A 17,752-nucleotide genomic window follows, 5' to 3' on the forward strand; every position below is an offset into this window, starting at 1 on the left:
GCACACTGGCGACGCAATGTCGACCACCTTGCTAGCCAGGGTAACGCCGCAGTGGAAGCGCCCAGCGGCTCCCGCTGGGCGGGGCTAAAAGCACTTTATGCCGCGTTCGCTGTTCTTGCTTTGGAACCACCAAAGCTTCAAACAGCCGCCTTGCCTAAAGTGCTTTTATCTCCCGCTGAAGCCTGCATCTTGAAGTCACTTAGGTATACAGTTTGACCACAAAAATGACAGATGAAAAAGCCCCTGACAGGCAGGGGCTTGGATTGAGGTTATTACAGCACCTTAGAAGCCTTGATGAAACTCCGCCAGGTCATCCAGCGCCTTAAAACCGGGCAGTGGCGTAAAGTCCTGCTCCTGCGACTGGCCTTGCAAAATCACCTGCAAGGCGGCTGCTTGCTCCGATAAAGCGACCTGCTGATAGAAGTGTTGCAACTCTGGCAGTGTCAGGGCTTCTACCGCTGCGGTTAAGCGCGCCTTGCTGTCAAAGCCCATGCGGTTACGCAGCCAATCGAGACGCATCGAGGCAAACTCTTCGGTCAGGTTGTTCGGTGCCCGGCGCAGCTCCAGCAATTGAGACTCTTTTAAGCGGTTAAACTCCTCTTCGGTTAATGCCGCCACTTGCGCACTGTACTCTTGCAAAAAGCGATCAACCCGCTGCTGCAATTGCTCAGCCGACAGAACCGGGCTCTGGATGTAAAAGGCCAGGCCAGCGTGATCATTAAACGGCAACTCACCTGCCTGCACCACATAACCCAACCCCTCTTCGGTACGAAGTTGGTTGAAGAAAGCCTGATGCAGGTGACCCGACAGTACTTTGGCGGCAGCCTGTCCACTGACACCGGCATTCGGCAACAGCTGGGTACGCACCAGGCTGCTATCGTCTTGTGGATTGCTGCGAAGCACCAGCAGACGCTCGCCGGCTTCGGGCTGCCAACGCGGTGAAACTTGGTAGGAGCGCTCCGTTTGCTGACTGCCGCGCAGCGACTGCGCCATAGCAATGACATCGGCTTGGCTGTAATTGCCTTGCGCCAGCACGCGCAACTGGCTTGCCGCCAACGTCTGTTGAATGTACGCATTCAGCTGCTCCAGGCTAACCTGGTTGCTGGCCTCCAGCATGGCACTTAGCTCAAAACGGCCGCCGAGCATGGTGGTTCTCATCCATTCACTGGCCTGACGCACTTGCATTTGCTGCTCAAAAGAGCGCAATTGCCGCTGCAACAAATCCATGGCTTGAGCAAATTGCTGCACATTCACCTCGCTGGCCAGTAAGCGGCCAATTTCCTGCACCAATTCCGGTTGTTTATCGGTAAAGCCGGCCAGGCGCCAGACCAGATCGTACTCTTCGCTTTCTGGCTGCAACTGCATGCCAGCGGCACTGGCCTCTTGCAGCAATGCCTGATTGGTGATCATAAAGATCAATTGCCACAAACCATGCATCACGGCGTCTTTCGCTGTAGTTTTCGCCGTAGGTTGATGCCATTGCATCAGCAAATGACCCCGCGGCTGGTCGGAAAAATGTGCACTGCCCATCAACCAGGCCTCAACACCGTCTTCATTCAGCACCTGCGTCGGCTGGCTGTAGTCGCTGTGCTGCACCGCAAAGCTTTCCGGCTGAAAGCGATTCAGCGCTGGCAAACTCAGTGGCAACAATGGTTGCTGCCAAGCCTGAAGTTGCTCTTCGCCAATCGGCTGCACCGAATAGCGGGCTTGAAAGAACGTGAGCTCTTGCTCGGCGGGCTCCTGCTGACTGATGTGCCAGACTGTCAAACGTTCCGGTACCAGCTGCGCTAGCAAGGTATTGATGGCTTCGGCATCAAAACCATCGTACTGAAAAGGTGCGCTGACCACAGAGGCTACCGGGTAGTACTGCATGGCACTACTTAACTGAGCGGCATAGCCAAAACCATCGCGCTTTTCCAGGAAGTTAAACTGGTTTTGCAATGAGGTGCGGATTTCCTGGTAATAACGCTCATCCACGCCTTGCTGACGAATCAACTCCAGGTATTGCATAAAGATTGCGGTAATAGCGTCGCGTTGCTGCATGCCGGCTGCTGTTAGAGCAATGTTGATATTAAAATGCCCGTAGTTGCCATAAAACTTCGGGTCGTAGTCGACATAAACTGTATCCACCAAGCCCATGGCTTTTAGCTGCTGTGCCGGCGTACCTGGCATTTCTGAGCGGATAAGATGCGCCAAAAACTCATTCGGCTTGCTGGCAAACTGCTGCAGATTGTTTTTGATGGTAAAGCCCAATCGAACCAGTTGCATTTCAGTGTTGGGGACAAAGTGCACCAGACGCGGCCCATGCTGTTCGAAGTTGATGCAGCGTGTTGGGCGCGGGCTGGCCAGATCTTTGTTCTCAATGTCGGCGAAAAAGCGCTGCGCCAGCAACTGCATCTCCGGCAGTGGCTGCGGACTAATCAACACCAGCTGCATCCGGTTGGCTGAGTAGTAATTCTGGTAAAACGCCAGCAGCTCGTCGTGCAGTTTACTGCCTTCTTTATCGCTTAAGGTGTCCAGGTTACCGACCCAAAATTGGTTGGATGGGTGGTCACCCAGCAACTTGGCTCCCAAAGCCAGCATGGCCCAGCCATCCTGGGTGCGCATCATCGACCACTCGGAATGCACCGCATGGCGTTCTTTTTCAATGTAATCCGGCAGCAACAGCGGCGATTTGAAAAAATCGGAGAAACGATCCAGCGCTTCGTCAAAATGACTGTTGTTGATTTCAAACATGTAATTGGTGAGCTGATTGGTAAAGGCGTTGTAGGTCCCACCATGCTGGCTCATAAAATTGATAAACCCATCCGGGTCTGGAAAACGCTCGGTGCCCATAAAGAGCATGTGCTCCAAAAAGTGCGCCAGCCCCTGTTGTTCCTTGGGATCGTTCAACCAGCCCACATCGACACTGAGCGCTGCGGACGATTTTTCCGCTGCAGGGTCCGACACCAAGACCACCTGCAGCTGATTGGGCAGGGTAATGGTTTTGTACTGACGCGCATCGTTCGGGCTGGTGATAATGGACTGAGCAGCAGGCTGCTCCGCCGCAACTGTTTGGGTCGCGGTGCTGCTGCAGCCACTCAGCAACCAAGCGCTGCTGCTGGCAGCCAATAAAGCCAAGCTCACTGCTTTTAATCGAAATAGTTTTTTGTTCATTGTTGCATCCTTTTTTGGTGTTTGGTCATTGGCCACAAGCCTAACCCGCATAACCCGTTGCACCGATAACAAGCAGCGGATGAAGCAATGATTTCGTTGTGACCAAGTTATAACTTTCATAAAAATCAATAGATTAGTTAGAGATTATCAAGGGTTCTAACAGGTAGCCACGTGCTTGCAATTGAGCCAATACCCCTTGCTCGCCGGCCAAGTGCAGCAGATCCAGCAACACCAGCTCCCGGTAACCATTGCCGAAAAAGGCTTCAATCTGCTCTACCCACTGCTGTTGCCGTTTGCAAAACAGCGCCTGGTAGCTGTTCGGATCGTTTTGCTGCAACCACCTAAGGATTGGCGTCAGTTGCTGCAAATCCCCCCTTTGCCAGGCATCCAGCTGGCGGTGGTAGTCTTTTGCAAAACGCTCTGCTTGCAGCAGAGCAGCCCGGATAAACGCCTCTTCATGCCCCTGGCCCAAATCAGTCAGCCACTGCAGCTGCTGATCAAAACTTTCCAGGTGTTCAATCGCCCGCCCTTCTTTTTCGGCCCAGGCAGCAAGGTGCTCAGCCACAGTGAAGCCACTCAGCTGCAGGCGCTGCTTTTCTATCGCCAAAAGCTGCACCATCAGCATGGCCGGCTTGTAGTCATTCAGTTGCTGCAGATCCACAGCAGCGGTCAGCAGATGCTGCTGCAGCTGTTGTCTTGTGGCTGCGGTGAGTTGCGGCAGCAGTTGTTGTCCTTGCGAATAATGCAACGCTTGCAACACGGCAAGCGTGCTCTGCGCATCCGAGCTTTGCAGCTGTTGCACTTCCAGGATCAACCGGTTGGTTTTGTTGTAAGCCGCCTCGATTGAGGACGGTAAGGCAAAGTCGCGCTCTGGTAGCATGACCACGGTGCCAGCCAGATACAGATAATCCTGTTCTTTGCTGACTTTCCAAACCACGGATTCTGCCTGCAACCACAGTGGGAGCAGACTGGCTGACACCATCACAAAGTGTGCCAGCCGACTCCAAATTTGAGCAGATCGCATGCGGTTAGCCCGGACGATTCAACGACAATGGCAACTCCCGAATGGCATCCCGGATACGACGGCGCAGCTCGAGCTTAATTTCTGCCCGCACCTCCTCCATCAGAATCCTGCCTTCATCAGCAATCAGCTGCACGTAGGGTGCCGTCATTGTTTCAGTTTCGGAACTCGTTTTTGACTCCGCAATGGCCGAATTCCCCAACAATACAGCAGCTGAGATCAAGGCAATGGATGAACATGTTAACTTTTTCATTTAAATATCCCTCTTACTATGTGTTTTAATGGCAACCAACCTGGGTCAGCTGAACTACTGATGCCAACTCTAGCGTCTCGATCGCCTGGTGTCGCTTATCGGGGTCTAATGGATTTATTTCTAACGATGCAACTATAAGCCATTAAAAATAAAGGGAATAAAAAACCTTATGAAAACCGGATAATATTTTCATAAGGTTTTTTATGGCTAGTGTTTCGTTTTATCAGCAATTCCATTACAGTAGCAGCGAAGTGGTGGGCGTGATGTTACGAATCAGGGAGTCAAGGTGTATTTAGGGCCATGGAAAGTAAACCCAGAGGATTACAGCATTCAGTATGGGCAACATCGCTTTGAGCTGGAGCCTCTGCTGTTTAAGTTGCTGCTTTACTTTATGCAGCATCCCCGACAAATCCTCAGCCGCCAGCAGCTGATTGATGCCGTCTGGCAGCAAAGCTATGTTGATGACAATGCGATCAACCGCGCCATTTCTGAGCTGCGTAAAATTTTGCAGCACCCGGAACTGACCCAGTCCCCCATTAAAACGCACCATCGCAAGGGCTACAGCTTGCAACTGGATGTGTCTTCCAGCCCAAGCCTGCAAAATCAGACCACGGCAACGCACGAAGCCAAGCCAGCACCGGCTGTACCGGCAGCACAGAGTCGCCCCATCGCCAAGACATGGTGGTGGGCCGGTGCACTGACTCTGCTGCTTCTAATCACCGGCCTGGTTTTTTGGCAGGCTAGCAGCCTCAAACCGGATCACAGCAGCCCGCAGCCTGCTGGTATTGAGCGCTTTGAACTGACCATTAGCCAACAGCAAAAAGTAACCTGGTACAAGGGCGTTGAATCCAGGCCTTTGCTATCACCGGATAACAGCTTACTCGCCTTCAACCACACTCAGCCAGACGGCAGTGTCCGCACCATAGTCCGCTCTTTGCTCAACCCCTTAAGCTTGCAAGATTTGGTGCTGGAACGGGAGCATACTCTGATCAGTCTGCAAAGCTGGCAACCCGACAGCCAGCAGCTTTTAACCATGGAGCTTGGCACTCAGGATGGCAGTTGTTACTACCGGCTGTATCAGCTGGAGCAGTATCCGCTTTACGAGGTGCAGACCTTAAGTGCCTGCAGAGGTTTGGTATTTGGGGTTGCGCAACTGAGTCGCGATGGCAAGACGCTGTATTACACCGATTCGGCCAAGGGGCCCTTTACGCCGGCCAGCCTGATGGCGAAGCAACTTGAGTCAGGCAATCAACGGGTGCTGCTCAGTGCGCCGGAATCCGGAATTGGCGCCTCTTTGCTGGCACTGTCCCGCTCAGGTGAGCGTTTGGCGTACCTCTATTACAATGATGAAAGCAAACCTTACCTTTACCTCTACGATCCGGCCAGTCGGGAACATCAACTGCTGTATCGCTTTGACTTTAGCGCACTGCTGCTTGATCTGAGCTGGAGCCTGGATGACCGCTATCTGGTCATCCCAGCCTATGACGCTTTGGTCTACATTGATGTGCACAGCAAAGAGATGCAGTTAAAGCTGCTGCCCGATAGCACGCGGATTGGCGAGCTTAGCCTTTATTCCGACCATCAGGCGTACACCTCTCCCTTAAGCATCAGCACCAAGCAGCACAACTTTCAGATCGTAAAAGTTAATCTGAATGACGATGATTCAGCAGTTGAAATCACCCCCTTGCTGCATGCGGCAGGCAACACCATGGCCGTTGCACTGGATCCGACCCAAAGCGATCGTGCGGTGTTTTCGGCAGACTTTACCGGCAGCTGGCAGTTGTGGCTGCAGAGTGAGGATGGTTTGCAACAATTGACCGAACTGCCCGACTCCAGCAGTCCCATTGCCGATCTCGCCTGGTCACCCAACGGCCGGATGATCGCGTTTTCCAAGGCCGGCAATTTGTATGTATTGGATATTCAGCAACGACACCTGCGGCAAAAAAGTAAGCAAGGCACTATGGGGCGGCCCGTTTGGAAAGCCGATAGCAGTGGGCTTTATCTGGTCAAAGTGCAACCAAGCGGTGAGTTTGTCTGGTCCTACGATTTGTTCAGCGAGCAATGGCAGCAAAAAAGTCATCTTCCTGCCACCCATCCGGTGGTCGATGCAGCAGGCCGACTGCACTACCACAGAGCGGGCCAACTGCTGCGTTATGTCGATGGTGGCCGCCAGGATAGCCCGGTACTCCCTGCTGACGAAGAAAGCCAGTGGTTCCCGGTGATGCGATTCCAGCAAGAGGCCATTTATCGTTTTAACATCATGGGCACTGTGGCCAGAACTTTGCCAGGCAATCCAGAGCAAAGCCAAGTTTGGGACATTCCTTACCAGATTGTCCAACTGCAACCTGATCCGCACTCGGAGAACACGGTTTTTCTCACCATTTATCAGCCGGCAGAGCAGTCCATTAAGTTTGTTGAGTGGCGCTAAAGACAACCCCGGTGCCACCACCGGGGTTGGGCATCACAGACCAAAGACAACTTTTTCGCTTTTCAGCAGCCGGCTGCTGCCATAGCTGAACAGGACAAAAAGCAGCAAGGTTAGCAGGGTGGAGACCAGCAATTGCGGCAGTGGCAGCGCACTTCCTTTTAAATACTCAATCATCGCTTGCTGCTGTGCTGCAATCGGCAACCATTGCACGTAGTCGGTGGCAATGTTGTAGGTGGTGACCATACTCAACGTCAGTGGAATAAAGAGTACCATGGTGACGTAGGTTTGCGCTTCTTTGAACGACTTGGCCAAAAACGAAACCAAGACTTGCAAACTGGCTGACAGCAGCGCCAGCGGCAGGCCAATCAACAGCGTAAACACCATAAAGTCGGCATTCAAACGAATGGTAAAGCCCAATTGCTCCCAGGGCACCAAGCCATAAGCAAACTTGGAAACGACTAAAATGACCACCAGACCCAGCATGGAAAAGCTGGTAATGGCCAGCACTTTGGCGACAACCAGCTGCCAGCTTAGCAATGGCTGACTGAGCAACAAGGTCAGGGAGTTGCGTTCACGCTCACCGGCACTGGTATCAATGGCCAGGTTCATGGCGGCGTAAAACAAGGTCAGAATGATGGTCAGGGTAGCAATCCCCAAAAACATGCCACCACGCGAATCCGGCGTTGCCTGATCATGGATTTGCACATCCACCGGTTGCATCAGCGCCGGATCAATACCACGCGCCATCAGCCGCAGTTGGGCCACCTCACTGTTGTAGCGCCCCAGTGCCCGCTCGATGCGCCGGATGGAGCTTAGCAAGCGATCATCCGAATGATCGGCATCCAAAATCACCGTCGCCGGCCGACCTTGCTGCATCTGTTGTTCAAAGTTATCCGCCAGCGATAGCCGGATTGCTCTGGCTTTACCTTCATCGCCATGAAAAATCTCCCGGTTGGCCAGGTACTGCACCAGAGCAGGGCCAGCTTCGGCGTTATCGATGCGGATATACAGCTCATCGTTCGAACTTAATTGCTGCAGCAGTACCGCAAACAACAGGCACATTAGCACCGGGGTACCGATGGCGTAATACAGGCCTGCCATGACTGAGCGTTTATCACGGCTGGCATCCAGCAGTTCTTTTCGTAATAAAGTGCGAATTAATGCGATCATGCTGCGATTCCTTCATCGGTTCCAATTAATGCAATAAATGCTTCTTCCAAATTGGCTTTGCCAGTACGGTCGCAAAGCTCTGATGGCGTTCCTTGCGCCAAAACACGGCCTTTGGCCATCACCACCACCTGATCGCAGAGGGCAGCAACCTCCTGCATCACATGGCTGGAAAACAGCACGCAATGCCCTTGTTGCTTCAGGCGCAACAGCAACTCACGCAAAACTCGGGTGCTCATCACATCCAGACCGCGGGTGGGTTCATCCAGCACAATATTGGTCGGCTGGTGCACAATGGACTGCGCCAAGGCCACTTTCATCTGTTGGCCCTGCGAAAACCCCTGACTGCGCCGGTCGGCAATGTCGTCCATCTGCAATACTTGCAGCACTTTGGCAGTCGCCTCCCGCGCATCGGCGGTTGTCATGCCATGGATCCCGGCAAAAAACTCCAGATACTCACGTGGGGTTAATCGCTCGTACAGGCCAAAAGGATCCGGAAACAACCCCAGCTGCTTGCGTGCCTGCAGTGGTTGCCTGGCGATATCCAGCCCATCGATTTCAGCCAGACCACGGTCGGCTTTTAGCAGGCCAAACAAGGTGCGTAAGCATGTGGTTTTTCCGGCTCCATTGGGTCCCAACAAACCGGTAATGGTGCCATTCTCTGCCTGGAAGCTCAGGCCATTTAGCGCCTGAACATCGCCTATTTTTTTGTACAAATCCGTGACTTTGATCATGACTTACTCCTGACTCTGAGGCTGTGTTGACGCTGGTGCTGTCGGCATCGCGATGCCATTGGCGTTGGTCAAAAAGGGTTGACGAAGCGGTTGTTCCAGACAGCTGCCATCCAGCGCTTCGACCGACTGTTCCGAAATAAACTGACTGATTAATTTGGGGGCGCAGCGACTTTGGCTGGCGACGATATGGGTCGCCTCCGGCGCAATCAGATGTTTGGCATGACGCATTTCAGCCATCGCAAGCTCAGCTCCCTCGGGCGGCGTGACCGGATCCAAGCCTCCGGATAGCAGCAATACCGGTATATCGGTGCTTAGAGGTTGCAGAAAGTCCGCTGCTACAGGTGTTAGCTGCCAGATCGGACAGATGTTGTCGACGGCTTCCATCCATTCATGGCCCAGATAACTGCCGCTGTAGTAAGCCCGGTTTTCTTCGGTCCAAAATGGCCAGTCTTCCGCGCAGACCACAGCGGTATTCACTCCGACGGACAAGTCGGTCACCATGTCCTGTGCCAGCATCAAACCGACCAGAGCGCTGTAATCCCCCTGGCTGGCCTTTTCAACAGCCAATGGGATCAAAGCACGGGTGCTGTTGCTGTAGAGCCCAAATCGAAGCGCCTGCTGCAACTTGGAGCGGGTTAGTGTCAGCTCGATGCGTTCAAAGGTGCGGGGATGCCGCACTTGTGTGTGGATGGGCGCTTGCTCAAGCTGTGTGATCAGCTGCTGCAACTGCTGGCTTGCTGCTGGAAATGACTTGCTACAAGCCGTTGAGGTTTCGCAGTCCCGGTACAATGCCGCTAAGGAGGCATCCGATGCCAGCCCCATAGCCGCAAAACTTTGCTGAAAAGGAACCACCCCATCCAAAGTCGCACTCAACACAGCTTCCGGGTACTGCCGCATGTATTCCTGCGCCATACGGGTGCCATAAGAGCCACCGTACAAATGAAGCTTATGGTAACCCAGTGCTATCCGGACGGCTTCGAAATCACTGGCTGCAGCCTGAGTGGTGTAATGCTGCAAATCAACCTGAAGCTGTTGCTGGCAAGTCTTCATCTCGCTGCGAATCAGTGCTGCCATGTCGATTGAAGTCTCATCGAGCGCAAACTGAGTGACAAGATCCATCGAATCGCATTGCAATAATCCGGACCGGCCAGTGCCACGCTGGTCAACCAACACAATATCACGAGTCTCGCGGGCATAGCGCAACGAGTGCTCGAAGCTTGCAGCCGCATCAAAAGCCGATTGCCCAGGCCCACCGGCAAATGCCAGCACCGCTTCATGCGGATAGACGGGCTTAATAGCAGGTAACACGGCAAAATGAATGCTGATGCTGCCCTGATCGCTGGCGTTACTGTCGGTTGATAGCGGTTGTTCAATACGTCCGCACAACATGCGATCACTGAGCCCCTTGGCATGACAAGGTTCCAGCGTGGCACTGCGAGCACCGGATAAAGGCTCAGCAACAGCTGAGGCAGACAACAATAAAGCAGCCAGCATACTTAGTGCCCGTCCAGAAAGGCGGGCACTAGCGCAGCGCACGGATGCGCTGCCATTTTCGGTGCGTGCTAACGCATTGAAAATGTGAGATAAATGGAAATCGCAATTTTCATTTGTCGCTCCAGAATAAGGGCAGGAGCCCGTTTCTGGATGAAAACTAGTTACTTGACTGAGGCGGCTTAACGAGGATGAATAGCGCATCTTGACTCCCTGATATCCATGGTTTGGTAAATGACCAGCCTGTGTTCAGAACCGGATAGCCAAACTATAAGGTGGCAGCTGCCCAGTGTCGCTTATCGAACTCTTAGGAATTCATTCAAAACATAAATAATTTAAGCAATTGATTTTGATATATTAATTTTATTATCTAAACATTATGGGATAGCATCAGCAGAAACATTGAGTTGCTTGGTCGCTGGTATAGACGCAACGAACACCAGGCTGCTTCAATTCAACCAATAAAAAAGCCACCCGAAGGTGGCTTTTTGCTGCAAGCGATTCGCTTTGCTTATTTGGTTTTGCGCAATTTGCGGATCAATTGCAGCTGTGCAATGGCTTCCGCCAACTGAGCCGCGGCCTCTGCGTAGTCGAAATCGGCACTGGCGTGTTGCATCGCATCTTTAGCGCGTTGTTGCGCTTCCAGAATTGCCTGCTCATCCAGATCTTCGGCCCGCTTAGCTACATCGGCCAGTACCGTGACACCATCCGGCTGCACTTCCAGCACGCCACCAGCAACATAGATGAAGTGTTCTTCACCAAATTGCTTGACGATGCGCACCATGCCTGGCTTGATGGTGGTCAGCAAAGGACTGTGGTGCGGTAACACACCCAGAACACCTTCACTGCCGGTTACCTCGACGTACTCAACCAGACCGGAATAGATTTTATCTTCCGCACTGACTACGTCCAGATGCACTGTCATCGCCATGTCGCCTCCTCAGCTGCTTACTTCAGCTTATTCGCTTTCTCAACAGCTTCGTCAATGGAGCCAACCATGTAGAAGGCTTGCTCTGGCAAGTGATCGTACTCACCGTCCAGGATGCCTTTAAAACCACGGATGGTGTCTTTCAACGACACGTACTTGCCCGGAGAACCGGTAAAGACTTCTGCCACGAAGAATGGCTGAGACAGGAAACGCTGGATTTTACGGGCACGGAATACCGTGGTTTTATCCTCGTCCGACAGCTCATCCATGCCCAGAATGGCGATGATGTCTTTCAGCTCTTTGTAACGCTGCAGTACAGTCTGCACGCCACGGGCAACTTCGTAGTGCTCTTTGCCAATGACCAGCGGATCCAACTGACGTGAAGTGGAGTCCAGTGGGTCAATCGCCGGGTAAATACCCAAAGAAGCGATGTTCCGGCTCAGTACTACGGTTGCATCCAAGTGCGAGAAGGTGGTTGCTGGCGATGGATCCGTCAAGTCATCCGCAGGCACGTAAACGGCCTGAATGGAGGTGATGGAACCGGTTTTGGTCGAGGTGATCCGCTCTTGCAGCACACCCATTTCCTCGGCCAGCGTCGGCTGATAACCTACCGCCGATGGCATACGACCCAGCAGTGCCGATACTTCGGTACCGGCCAGGGTGTAACGGTAGATGTTATCCACGAAGAACAGCACGTCACGGCCTTCATCACGGAATTTTTCCGCCATGGTCAGACCGGTCAGGGCCACACGCAGACGGTTGCCTGGTGGTTCGTTCATCTGACCATACACCAGCGATACTTTATCCAGTACGTTGGAGTCTTTCATTTCGTGGTAGAAGTCGTTACCTTCACGGGTACGCTCACCCACACCGGCAAACACCGAGTAACCGCTGTGCTCGATCGCGATGTTGCGGATCAGCTCCATCATGTTCACGGTTTTACCAACACCGGCACCACCGAACAGACCAACTTTACCACCCTTGGCGAACGGACATACCAGGTCGATAACCTTGATGCCGGTTTCCAGCAGGGCGTTGGATGCGGACTGATCTTCGTAGCTTGGTGCTTCGCGGTGGATGGACCAACGCTCTTCTTCACCAATAGGGCCCGCTTCGTCGATCGGCTCACCCAATACGTTCATAATACGGCCCAGTGTGGCTTTGCCCACGGGTACCTGAATGGCTTTACCGGTATTGCTGACGGCAGCACCACGGCGCAGACCATCCGTTGTGCCCAGTGCGATGGTACGTACTGTGCCGCCACCCAGCTGCTGCTGAACTTCCAGCACCAGACCAGCGAGCTCGCCATCAGTTACGTTCAACGCGTCATAGATACCAGGTACCGCATCTTGTGGAAAATCGATATCCACAACGGCGCCAATAATTTGGACTACCTTACCTTGACTCATGTTGTTTCCTCAAATGTCTCAAAACTGTTCACTTAACCAACCGCAGCTGCGCCCGATACAATCTCACTCAGCTCTTGAGTGATGGCCGCCTGACGCGCTTTGTTGTAAACCAACTTCAGCTCATCCATCAGGTTGCCGGCGTTGTCGGTTGCGGCTTTCATCGCCACCATACGGGCAGCGTGTTCGCAAGCCGCATTTTCTACCAGCCCCTGATACACCAGCGATTCCATGTAGCGATCCATCAGCATATCGATGATCGGCTCTGGCTTGGGTTCGTAGATGTAATCCCACTTGTATTTACGCTTAGGCGCATCGTGGGTTGGCAAAGGCAACAGTTGATCGATCCTTGGCTCTTGTTTCATGGTGTTGACAAACTGGTTGTACACCAAATAGAGGCGATCGATTCGACCTTCCAGATAAGCTTTCAGCATCACCTGCACGGTCCCAATGATGTCAGCCAGTTTTGGGCTTTCACTGGAACCGGCTTGCTGAGCCAGTACCTTGCCACCGAAACGACGGAAAAAGGCGGTTGCTTTGTTGCCAATCAGGGCAAACTCGGTCGCAACACCCTGGCTTTTCCAGTCTTTCAGCTCGAGCAGCACACGCTTAAACTCGTTGCTGTTCAGGCCGCCACAAAGACCACGATCGGTTGAGATAATGATGTAACCGACGGTTTTGACTTCACGCTCAACCATGTAAGGATGACGATAGTCCAGATTACCACCGGCCATATTTCCGACCACTTTGCGCATACCTTCAGCGTATGGGCGGGATGCAGCGACTCGATCCTGCGCGCGGCGCATTTTACTGACCGCAACCTTTTCCATAGCGCTGGTGATCTTGCGAGTATTGTTAATACTCCCAATTTTGCTTTTTATCTCTTTACCACCGGCCATGACGATGTCTCCGTTTCATTCAACGACTAAGGGTGGCCAGGCCACCCATGTCTTGTTACCAGGTTTGGGTGGACTTGAAGGTCTCAACCACCTTTTTCAAACCTGCTTCAATCTCGTCGTTGTAACCACCGGTTTTGTTGATTTCTGCCAGCAGCTCAGCATGCTCAGACTTGGCATAGGACAACAGAGCCGACTCAAAGTCGCCAATCTTGTCGGTCGCCACATCTTTCATAAAGCCTTTTTCGATGGCAAAAATAGACAACGTCATGTCCGCGACGCTCATTGGCGCGTACTGCAGCTGCTTCATCAGTTCAGTAACTTTCTGACCATGCTCCAACTGGGCACGGGTCGCGTCATCCAAATCCGAAGCAAACTGAGCGAAAGCCGCCAATTCAGCGTACTGAGCCAGGGCCAGACGGATACCGCCACCCAGCTTTTTGATGGCTTTGGTCTGAGCCGCACCACCCACCCGCGATACCGAGATACCCGCATTCACCGCAGGGCGAATACCGGCATTGAACAAATCGGTTTCCAGGAAGATCTGGCCATCGGTGATGGAGATCACGTTGGTCGGTACGAACGCAGAAACGTCACCCGCCTGGGTTTCAATGATTGGCAGGGCGGTTAAAGAACCGGTTTTGCCTTTCACTTCACCATTGGTCAGACGCTCAACGTAGTCGGCATTGACACGAGATGCACGCTCCAGCAAACGGGAGTGCAAATAGAACACATCACCCGGGTAGGCTTCACGGCCTGGTGGACGACGCAGCAACAAAGAAATCTGACGATAAGCAACAGCTTGCTTGGACAAGTCATCGTACACGATCAGCGCATCTTCACCGCGGTCACGGAAGTACTCACCCATGGTACAGCCGGCGTAAGGTGCCAGGAACTGCAGGGCCGCAGCTTCCGAAGCAGAAGCCACCACCACGATGGTGTGGGCCAGAGCGCCGTGCTCTTCCAGCTTGCGCACCACGTTGGCAATGGTGGATGCTTTTTGGCCAACCGCCACATAGATACACTTAACACCAGTGCCTTTCTGGTTGATGATGGCATCGATGGCCAGTGCCGTTTTACCGGTCTGACGGTCACCGATCACCAACTCACGCTGGCCACGACCGATTGGGATCATCGAGTCAACCGACTTGTAGCCGGTTTGCAGAGGCTGGTCGACCGATTGACGGTCAATAACGCCCGGAGCAATTTTTTCAACCGGCTCAAAGCCGGCTGCATCGATTGCGCCTTTGCCATCGATAGGTGCACCCAGGGTGTTTACCACACGACCCAGCAGGGCTTCACCAACCGGAACTTCTAAGATACGGCCAGTGCTTTTAACTTTAGTGCCTTCGGTCAGGTCCGCGTACGGGCCCATGACAACGGCACCAACAGAATTGCGCTCTAAGTTCAGCGCAATTGCGTAACGGTTGCCAGGAAGCTCAATCATTTCACCCTGCATACAGTCTGCAAGGCCATTGATGCGAATGATACCGTCCGTTACCTGAACGATGGTACCTTCATTGCGAGCTTCACTGACCACATCGAACTGAGCAATACGTTGCTTAATCAGTTCAGCAATTTCAGTGGAATTCAGTTGCATACTCTGTTTCCTAATTAGGACTGCAGCGTGGTGATAAGCCGATCCAGCTTACCACGGACCGAGCCGTCGATGACCAGGTCACCCGCTTGCATTAACATACCGCCGACCACATTAGGATCAACGCTACAGTTCAATTTTACGTTTCGCTCCAGACGCTTGGATAAAGCAGCGACCAGCTTTTCCTGTGCAGCAGCATCAAGCGGCTTGGCTGAGGTGACATCCACCAGCACTTCGCGCTCGTGGTCATTTTTCAATTCAGCAAAATGAACCAGAACCTCAGGCAACGCCTGCAGACGTTTGTTTTCAGCCATCAGCCTGATCAGATTCTGAACAGGCTGAGTGAGCTGATCCGCACAAACTTGATTGAACAAGTTGGCTTGGGTTTCTGCAGTGCTGTTGCTGCCCAAAAAAGCGATCATTTGGGGGTCCTTTGCGACTTCAGCGGCAAAGGTCAGCATCTGTTGCCAATCAGCCAATTGCTTTTGCTCTACAGCATAGTCAAAGGCTGCTTTGGCATAAGGACGAGCAATATTCGTCAAGTTTGACATGGCTCGCTCCTTTTACAGTTCCTGGACCAGTTTTTCCAGAATGTCGCTATGTGCAGCGTCATCAATTTCGCGTTGCAGGATGCGCTCGGCACCAGCCACGGCCAAGGCCGCCACTTGTTTGCGCAGATCTTCACGTAAGCGGCTTTTCTCTGCTTCCACTTCCGCCCGCGCCTGAGCCAGGATGTGATCCCGCTCTTCGTTGGCTTTGATGGTCGCTTCTTCGATCAGCTTGCCTTCGCGTTTTTGGGCCTGCTTGATAATAGCAGCGCCCTGATCTTTAGCTTCCCGCAGGATGTCTTTGGCCTTGTCCTGAGCGATTTGCAGATCTTTCTCTGCCCGATCAGTGTGGGCCAAGCCATCAGCGATTTTTTTCTGGCGCTCTTCAATCGCTGCGTTGATCGGTGGCCACACAAATTTCAGTGTGAACCACACGAAGACCGCCATCGCAATCGATTGACCTATTAGGGTTGCGTTTATATCCACAACGAGCCTCCTTTAAAGTTGATGAACGAGGACTCTTAGATGAACGGGTTTGCGAACAACAGTAACAGAGCAACACCCACGCCAATCATAGAGATCGCATCAATCAGACCTGCCAGGATGAACATCTTGGTTTGCAGTTGTGGTGCCATTTCAGGCTGGCGCGCGCTGGCGTCCAGGAATTTGCTGCCCATGATGGCAAAAGCAAATGCAGTAGACAGGGCAGCAACACCCAGAATGATTGCGACTACAAACAAGGTTGCGACTTGAACTTCCATTGAGTTTCTCCAGTTTCTAAAGGTTTAAGGTTAAAAAAAACGACTTAGTGTTTCTCTGCTGCCATGCTCAGATAAACGATGGACAGCATCATAAAAATAAAGGCTTGCAACACAATGACCAGGATATGGAACACCGCCCAGGCAAAGTGCAACGGCAACTGCGCCAATCCGACCAATGCAATCAGAATGAAGATAACTTCACCGGCATAGAGGTTACCGAACAAACGCAATCCGAGAGAGACCGGCTTGGACAACAAGGTCACCAACTCCAGCACCAGGTTGAAAGGCACAAACAACCAGTGGTTGAACGGGGTGAAGGCCAGCTCTTTGCTGAAACCACCCAGCCCTTTGTAATAAATGGAATAGCCCAGAATCAGGATAAAGACACCCAAGGACATCCCCATAGTGATGTTGACATCGGTAGTTGGGGCTATGGTCAGGTAGCTCCATGGGTGCGCCATCACACGCTCCAGGAAGCTGTAATCGGCTGCGTACTCAGGCAGGGCACTGCTGTTCAACGCCAAACCAACCATACCTGCCACTGTTGGGAACCAATCCACCGGAACCAGCTTCATCAGGTTCATCAGGAAGATCCACATAAAGATGGTCAGCGCGATAGGGCCAATCAGCTTATCTTTGACATGAAAGGTTTCTTTGACACAACCATTGACGAACTCAATGATCATCTCGATCAGGCACTGAAACTTGCCGGGGACGCCGGTGGTCGCTCTGCGCCCTACGACTGCGAAAGTAATGATGAAGAGTGTGCCCAGAATCAGTGACCAACCCAATGCACCGAGGTTCACAGCCCAAAAGCCTTCCCCTACGGTTAAATCAGTTAAGTGGTGACTGATGTAACCCTGGACTGAAATGTTGCTATCAGCCATGTTTCATCCCAATTATCAATGTTTAAAGAAAAAAACGGCCGACCATTGTGCCAGCAGGGTGATGGTGTAACTGATGATCAGTGCAGAGGCCACCACATCATCTTGTCGCATCACCCCGATAAATAAAGCAATCGTCAGCAAAATTTTTAGCGCATGGCCTCGCATAAAGGACTTGCGGGCCTGTTCTGCACTGCCTTGCGTCAGGTAACGAAAAGCAAAGAGTGCAAAAACTAAATTTGGTAACGCAGCAATCAAACCGCCTTGCAAAGCGGAATAGGCTGCCTGAGCCCCCTGCAACTGGAAAAAAACCAGCATCATCACGGATGCAACCAGCAGCTGAAAGCCTATCATTTGGTAGGAAGCAATTCGTACCTGACGTGCTGTTGGCTGCATTTCGACTCCGTTGTTGACCACAGTGCCGGTTCAGGGGTCAAAAAACCTGCGTAAGTATACTTATCCAGCCTTAATTTGCAACCAAA

General features: G+C 52.6%; 16 protein-coding genes. 1 reads left to right on the top strand and 15 read right to left on the bottom strand.

Annotation, left to right across the window (positions count from 1 at the left end; translation table 11 throughout):
- Nucleotides 1-282 precede the first annotated feature (282 nt).
- The 3 genes from Q3O59_RS14135 to Q3O59_RS14145 all read right to left on the bottom strand — a co-directional run bounded on the left by Q3O59_RS14135 (nt 283) and on the right by Q3O59_RS14145 (nt 4,430).
- Entirely contained in the window at nt 283-3,156 is a 2,874-nt protein-coding gene (locus Q3O59_RS14135; protein WP_305946202.1) for an insulinase family protein, read from the bottom strand.
- Nucleotides 3,157-3,289: 133 nt separating this feature from the next.
- Nucleotides 3,290-4,180 (bottom strand): TraB/GumN family protein, encoded by an 891-nt coding sequence (locus tag Q3O59_RS14140; RefSeq protein WP_305946203.1) that lies wholly within the window; start codon nt 4,178-4,180, stop codon nt 3,290-3,292.
- Nucleotides 4,181-4,184: 4 nt separating this feature from the next.
- Nucleotides 4,185-4,430, bottom strand: coding sequence for a hypothetical protein (locus tag Q3O59_RS14145; RefSeq protein WP_305946204.1), 246 nt, complete (start codon nt 4,428-4,430; stop codon nt 4,185-4,187).
- Between the two features lie 286 nt (nt 4,431-4,716).
- Between Q3O59_RS14145 and Q3O59_RS14150 the strand changes: the two genes are divergently transcribed.
- The gene (locus tag Q3O59_RS14150) at nt 4,717-6,858 is read left to right on the top strand and encodes a winged helix-turn-helix domain-containing protein (protein ID WP_305946205.1); all 2,142 of its coding nucleotides are present in this window, start codon (nt 4,717-4,719) and stop codon (nt 6,856-6,858) included.
- A gap of 33 nt (nt 6,859-6,891) precedes the next feature.
- Here the strand turns inward: Q3O59_RS14150 and Q3O59_RS14155 are convergent, their stop codons facing one another.
- The 12 genes from Q3O59_RS14155 to Q3O59_RS14210 all read right to left on the bottom strand — a co-directional run bounded on the left by Q3O59_RS14155 (nt 6,892) and on the right by Q3O59_RS14210 (nt 17,666).
- Nucleotides 6,892-8,028 (bottom strand): ABC transporter permease, encoded by a 1,137-nt coding sequence (locus Q3O59_RS14155; RefSeq protein ID WP_305946206.1) that lies wholly within the window; start codon nt 8,026-8,028, stop codon nt 6,892-6,894.
- Nucleotides 8,025-8,759: an ABC transporter ATP-binding protein gene (locus Q3O59_RS14160; RefSeq protein WP_305946207.1), complete on the bottom strand. Its 735-nt coding sequence runs from the start codon at nt 8,757-8,759 to the stop codon at nt 8,025-8,027. Before Q3O59_RS14160 ends, Q3O59_RS14155 begins: the two co-directional genes overlap by 4 nt.
- A gap of 3 nt (nt 8,760-8,762) precedes the next feature.
- A complete protein-coding gene (locus Q3O59_RS14165) occupies nt 8,763-10,253 on the bottom strand; it encodes an alpha/beta hydrolase (RefSeq protein WP_305946208.1) in 1,491 nt (496 codons plus the stop codon).
- 508 nt (nt 10,254-10,761) lie between these two features.
- Nucleotides 10,762-11,181 (bottom strand): F0F1 ATP synthase subunit epsilon, encoded by a 420-nt coding sequence (locus Q3O59_RS14170; protein ID WP_305946209.1) that lies wholly within the window; start codon nt 11,179-11,181, stop codon nt 10,762-10,764.
- 17 nt (nt 11,182-11,198) lie between these two features.
- On the bottom strand, nt 11,199-12,587 hold the full coding sequence (gene atpD, locus Q3O59_RS14175) for a F0F1 ATP synthase subunit beta (protein ID WP_228589936.1): 1,389 nt from the start codon (nt 12,585-12,587) through the stop codon (nt 11,199-11,201).
- A gap of 32 nt (nt 12,588-12,619) precedes the next feature.
- The gene (gene atpG / locus Q3O59_RS14180; RefSeq protein WP_228589938.1) at nt 12,620-13,483 is read right to left on the bottom strand and encodes a F0F1 ATP synthase subunit gamma; all 864 of its coding nucleotides are present in this window, start codon (nt 13,481-13,483) and stop codon (nt 12,620-12,622) included.
- Nucleotides 13,484-13,538: 55 nt separating this feature from the next.
- Nucleotides 13,539-15,080, bottom strand: coding sequence for a F0F1 ATP synthase subunit alpha (atpA, locus tag Q3O59_RS14185; RefSeq protein WP_305946210.1), 1,542 nt, complete (start codon nt 15,078-15,080; stop codon nt 13,539-13,541).
- Between the two features lie 14 nt (nt 15,081-15,094).
- Nucleotides 15,095-15,628, bottom strand: coding sequence for a F0F1 ATP synthase subunit delta (gene atpH, locus Q3O59_RS14190; protein WP_305946211.1), 534 nt, complete (start codon nt 15,626-15,628; stop codon nt 15,095-15,097).
- A 12-nt stretch (nt 15,629-15,640) separates the two neighbouring features.
- Nucleotides 15,641-16,111 (bottom strand): F0F1 ATP synthase subunit B, encoded by a 471-nt coding sequence (atpF, locus tag Q3O59_RS14195; protein WP_305946212.1) that lies wholly within the window; start codon nt 16,109-16,111, stop codon nt 15,641-15,643.
- A 35-nt stretch (nt 16,112-16,146) separates the two neighbouring features.
- Nucleotides 16,147-16,386, bottom strand: a complete 240-nt coding sequence (atpE, locus tag Q3O59_RS14200) for a F0F1 ATP synthase subunit C (RefSeq protein WP_228589946.1) — start codon at nt 16,384-16,386, stop codon at nt 16,147-16,149.
- 44 nt (nt 16,387-16,430) lie between these two features.
- A complete protein-coding gene (gene atpB, locus Q3O59_RS14205) occupies nt 16,431-17,273 on the bottom strand; it encodes a F0F1 ATP synthase subunit A (protein ID WP_305946213.1) in 843 nt (280 codons plus the stop codon).
- Nucleotides 17,274-17,288: 15 nt separating this feature from the next.
- The gene (locus Q3O59_RS14210; protein WP_228589950.1) at nt 17,289-17,666 is read right to left on the bottom strand and encodes an ATP synthase subunit I; all 378 of its coding nucleotides are present in this window, start codon (nt 17,664-17,666) and stop codon (nt 17,289-17,291) included.
- Nucleotides 17,667-17,752 lie beyond the last annotated feature (86 nt).

Source organism: Alkalimonas delamerensis (assembly GCF_030717955.1).
Classification (GTDB): Bacteria; Pseudomonadota; Gammaproteobacteria; order Enterobacterales; family Alteromonadaceae; genus Alkalimonas; species Alkalimonas delamerensis.